Below are 4,548 nucleotides of genomic sequence, written 5' to 3'. Positions count from 1 at the left end.
CGGTCACCGGCACCGTCGCCCGCGACGGCCACGTGCAGGCCGTGCTGGCCCCGGCCGGCTGAGACCGGGCCGGGCCCGCCGGGCGGCTCAGCCCGCGGTGCGGGAGGCGAGCAGCCGGAACGCCGGCGTCGGCAGCTCGGGGGCGAGGTCGACCACGCAGGTCCGGGCCAGGATCTCCTGGGTGCGCGGGCAGGCGCCGGGGCCGTGGTCGATCTCGGTGCCGTTGGCCGCGTACGGGTCGAACCCGGGGTGCAGCGGGTTGCGGGCCCGCAGCGAGCGCCAGTTCGTGTAGACGTGCCGGCCGGTGTCGATGAGCCGGTGCACGCCGCGGCGGGCACCGAACTCCGCCGCCGCCTCGGCCGACGGGAAGGCCAGCGCCAGCCCGGCGGCGTGCGCCGGGTCGTGGTGCGGCACCGGCTCCAGGTCGCGCCCGATCCGGTCCGACAGCGCCGACAGCATGATGTCGCGGTGCCGCCCGCGCCGGGCGATCTGCGCACGCAGGCCGGCCAGCTGCGGACGCAGCACCGCCGCGGACAGCTCGGGCATCCGCAGGTTGACCCCGACGATCAGGTCCGCGTCGGCCCCGGCGAATCCGGCGCGTTCGTAGCTGCCGACGTCGTGGTACATCGACGCCCGCTCGAACAGCTTCGGGTCCCGGGTGACCAGGGCGCCGCCCTCGCCGGAGCGGATGTTCTTGTGCTGATTGAAGCTGAAGGCGCCGGCGTGGCCGATCGACCCGGCCGGGCGCCCCCGGTACGTGACGCCGATGGCCTGGCAGGCGTCCTCGATCACCACGAGGTCGTGGGCGGCCGCGACGTCCATGATCGTGTCCATGTCGGCGACATGGTTGAGCATGTGCACCGGCAGCACCGCCCGGCTGCGCGGGGTGATCCGGTCCTTGAGGTCGGCCGGGTCCATCGTGAGCGAGGCGTCGACCTCGACCAGGACCGGCACGGCGCCGACGGCGAGTGCCGCGGCGGCCGTCGACACCCAGGTATAGGCGGGGACGAGCACCTCGTCGCCGGGGCCGACCCCGGCGCCGACGAGTGCCGCGACCAGGGCGCTGGTGCCGCTGTTGACGGCCAGTGCGTGCGAGGTCCCGAGGAACCCGGCGAGCTCGGACTCGAACCGTGCGACCTCCGAGCGGTCGCCGCCGGTGAAGCGGCCCAGCTCCCCGCGCCCGAGGACCCGGACCGTCGCGGCCATCCCCCGTGCGGTCGTCGCCATGGCGGCGAGTCCCATACCGTGCTCCTCCGGATGCGAACCGTGTGAACCGGACACGACGGTACCGGGCGGGTCGGCACGCCCCCGGCGACGGGAGGCTGGGAGCAGCCACAGCGTCCTCACAGCCGAGCCGGGGCACCATCGGTGGCAGTACCGCACCACGTTCGGAAGGAACCGCCCTCCATGCTCATCGACACCCGGCGCGCGCTCCCCGGCTCCATCTTCGAGGCCGAGGTCTGCGTGATCGGCAGCGGTCCGGCCGGGGCCGCGGCCGCGACCGAGCTGGCCGACCGCGGCCTGCGCGTCGTCGTCCTGGAGGGTGGCGGCCCGGGTCTGAGCCGCACCGCCCGCGACACCTACCGGGGCATCACCGGGCGGGGCAAGCACGACCCGGTCGACGCCGTCCGGCAGAAACGCCTCGGCGGCACCTCCCTGGTGTGGGGCGGGCGCTGCGCCCCGCTCGACGACGTCGACTTCTCCGACCGCGAGTGGATGCCCGGTGCCGCGTGGCCGATCCGGCACGAGGAGCTGCGCGCCTGGTACCCGGCCGCCCAGCGGCACCTCGACGCCGGCGCCTGCGAGTACTCGGCCCCGGAGTCGGGCTTCCCGGCTGCCCCAGCCGGGATCCACAGCGACACCCTGCGCTGGGACGACCTGTGGCGCTGGAGCCCGCCGACGTCGTTCGCACCGACCGTGGAGAACATGGCGAAGGCGGGGCGGATCCGGCTGTTCCTGCACGCCACCGTCGCCCGTCTGGAGCGCGACCCGGTGTCGGGCACCGCGACCGAGGCCGTCGTCGTCCCGCGGCCGGGATGCGACATCCGGATCCGGGCGCGGCACTTCGTCGTCGCGGCGGGGGGCCTGGAGTCGGTCCGGATCCTGCTCGCCTCCGACGGCTACGGCGGCACCGGGACCGGAGCCGGGATCGGCGACGAGTACGGCCAGGTCGGGCGGCACTACATGACCCACCCGGTGGGCGAGGTCGGGCGGCTGCGGCTGACCACGGCCGGGCGCACGCTGGGCCTGGGCTACCTGCCCACCGACGACGGCGTCTACGCCCGCCGGATGCTCTCGCTGTCCCCGCAGGTCCAGGCCGACCACCGGCTGGGCAACCTGAAGGCAGCGCTGTGGTTCGCCGACCCGAAGGACGCCGAGCACGGCGACGCGCTGCTGTCGACGTTCGCGCTGACCTACTGGGGCCTGGGCAAGCTCCGCACCGGGTTCAAGGCCGCCGGGACGCACGCCCAGTACAGCCACACCACCGACATCGGCCACCACGTGCGCAACGTCGCCGCCGACCCGCTGCGGGTGGCACGCTTCGCCCGTGGGTGGGCCCGGCCGCGGATCACCGGGGAGCGGCGGGTGCCGTCGTTCATGCCGCTGGACTCCGCGCACTGCCGGCTGCGGTTCGACGCCGAGCAGACCCCCGACCCGGGGAACCGGGTCACGCTCGACCGCGAGCGCGACGCGCTGGGCCAGCACCGGCTGCGGGTCGACTACCGGGTCTCCGCCGCTGACCGGGAGGCGATCGTGACGTCGCTGTCCCTGATCGGCAAGGAGCTGGAGCGGACCGGGCTCGCCCACGTCGACCTGTCCGACGTGGAGCACGTGTACGACATGGACATGACCGACGGCACCCACCAGATGGGGCTGCTGCGCATGTCGGACTCGCCGCGCACCGGCGTCGTGGACCCGGAGTGCCGGGTGCACGGCACGCCGAACGTGCACATCGCCTCCAGCGCGGTGTTCCCGTCGGCCGGGGCGGTCGGGCCGACGCTGGCGCTGGTCGCGCTGGCCTGCCGGACCGCGGAGCTGATCACGGCCGACGTCCGGGGCTGAGCCCGCGCGGTCAGCCGCGCAGCAGCGTGACCCCGGTCCCGGCGTCGTCGAGCGCCGCCCACATCTCCTCGAGGGGAAGTGGGCGGTGCCGGGTCCGGGTGATCACCGCGTGCGACGGCGTCGGGACGAACGGGAACACCGCCGCCAGCCCGGCGACGGTCTCGCAGAGCCGCTGGGCGGCCGCGGCCAGGGACCGGACGTCGGCGCCGGGCAGCAGGAGGAGGAATTCCTCGCGCCCGACGCGCACCGGCCGCCCGGCGGACCCGACCTGCCCGGTGAGCAGCCGGGCGATCCCGCGGAGCACCGCGGTCTCGGCACGGAACCCGTGTCGCCGGGTCATCGACCCCAGCCCGTGCACCCGCAACAGCACCAGGCCCAGGGGCAGGGTGCCCGGGGCGGACCCGTCGAGCCAGCGGTCCAGGAACGCCCGGGTCGGCAGCCCGCTGCGCGGGTCGCGCTCGGCGCCGGGTTCGAGCTCGTCGAGCCGGGTCTGCGCGGCGTCGGCGCGGCGGCGTTCCAGTGACAGCTCACGGGCGAGGGCGTCCGCGGCGGCGTCGTAACGGTGGTCGGTGGCCGTGCCGGGGATGGGGACGACCCGGGAGAGCACCTCGTCGAGGCCGCCGGTGTGCCGCGAGCCGAGCCGCGCGCCGAGCTGGTGACGCAGCCGCAGCAGCTCGGAGTGGGCGTCGGCGTGCCGGAACGACCAGCGGGCGGAGAACAGCCTGCCCCGCTCCAGCGAGCGCGCCGCCCCGTCGACGGCCTCCAGGTCGTGGGCGACGACGGTCGCCCCGGACCGCGGCGTCAGGACGGTGACGCTCCACTCGCGGGCCGCGTCCTCGCCGTCGGTGAGACGGACGTGCCCGAGGCCGTCGGGGAACCCGTCGGGGGCGTCGCCGACGGTGGCGACGGGGCGCCGTCCCCGCAGACGGCGGCGAGCCGGTCCCAGACGCCGAGTGCCGGCCGGAGGTACTCCGACCGCTGGACGAGTCCGACGACCGCCATCGGCCGGTCCCGGGACGGGGCGAGGGCGAACTCCTCGATCGCCAGGGCGAGCGCGTCGAGCAGCGGCTTCGTGACGGTCCGTGAGGGGCGGTGCGCGACGCCGGGCATGAGTGTGGAGTCCCCGGCACTGATCACTCACGCCTCACTCATTTGCAGTAACGCTTGTCACAGAGTTATACGTGTGTGAACGGTTAAGCGGTTGCCTGTGTGATGCGAGTCTCGGTCCCTCCCCGTAACAGTGCGGCGGCAAGTACCGCACCGATCACGAAGAGTGATGATCCGATCCACATGGCGCTCGTGAACCCCGGCCCGAACGACGCCGGGTCGGCGGGGGCGTCCCCGCGGATCCCCGCGATCGCGGGTACGGCCGCGACCGCGAGCAGGCCCGCGGCCCGCGCGATCGCGTTGTTGACCCCCGACGCGACGCCCGCGTGCCGGTCCGCCGCCGCGTCGAGCACCGCCGTGGTCAGCGGCGCGACGGCC

General features: G+C 75.1%; 5 protein-coding genes. 2 read left to right on the top strand and 3 right to left on the bottom strand.

Going from position 1 to position 4,548, the window contains the following annotated elements:
• Window positions 1-87: 87 nt before the first annotated feature.
• Window positions 88-1,242 carry a DegT/DnrJ/EryC1/StrS family aminotransferase gene (locus GTW08_RS30580; RefSeq protein ID WP_237454331.1) on the bottom strand — a complete coding sequence of 385 codons (1,155 nt, stop codon included), beginning with the start codon at window positions 1,240-1,242 and terminating at the stop codon, window positions 88-90.
• Window positions 1,243-1,407: 165 nt separating this feature from the next.
• Here GTW08_RS30580 and GTW08_RS30575 point away from each other — a divergent pair, with 165 nt between their 5' ends.
• Complete coding sequence (locus tag GTW08_RS30575) at window positions 1,408-3,063, top strand: FAD-dependent oxidoreductase (RefSeq protein ID WP_073575467.1); 1,656 nt, start codon at window positions 1,408-1,410, stop codon at window positions 3,061-3,063.
• Window positions 3,064-3,073: 10 nt separating this feature from the next.
• Here the strand turns inward: GTW08_RS30575 and GTW08_RS30570 are convergent, their stop codons facing one another.
• On the bottom strand, window positions 3,074-3,670 hold the full coding sequence (locus tag GTW08_RS30570; protein ID WP_161152884.1) for a diguanylate cyclase domain-containing protein: 597 nt from the start codon (window positions 3,668-3,670) through the stop codon (window positions 3,074-3,076).
• 194 nt (window positions 3,671-3,864) lie between these two features.
• A complete protein-coding gene (locus GTW08_RS30565; RefSeq protein WP_161152883.1) occupies window positions 3,865-4,200 on the bottom strand; it encodes a hypothetical protein in 336 nt (111 codons plus the stop codon).
• A gap of 153 nt (window positions 4,201-4,353) precedes the next feature.
• Between GTW08_RS30565 and GTW08_RS30560 the strand changes: the two genes are divergently transcribed.
• Window positions 4,354-4,548: hypothetical protein (locus tag GTW08_RS30560; RefSeq protein WP_202417934.1), on the top strand; the 195-nt coding region annotated here is incomplete at its 3' end.

Source organism: Pseudonocardia sp. SID8383, assembly GCF_009864975.1.
GTDB classification, from domain to species: domain Bacteria; phylum Actinomycetota; class Actinomycetes; order Mycobacteriales; family Pseudonocardiaceae; genus Pseudonocardia; species Pseudonocardia alni.
The sequence above is the reverse complement of the archived record's forward strand: the minus strand, read 5'-3'. Positions and strand labels throughout refer to the sequence as shown.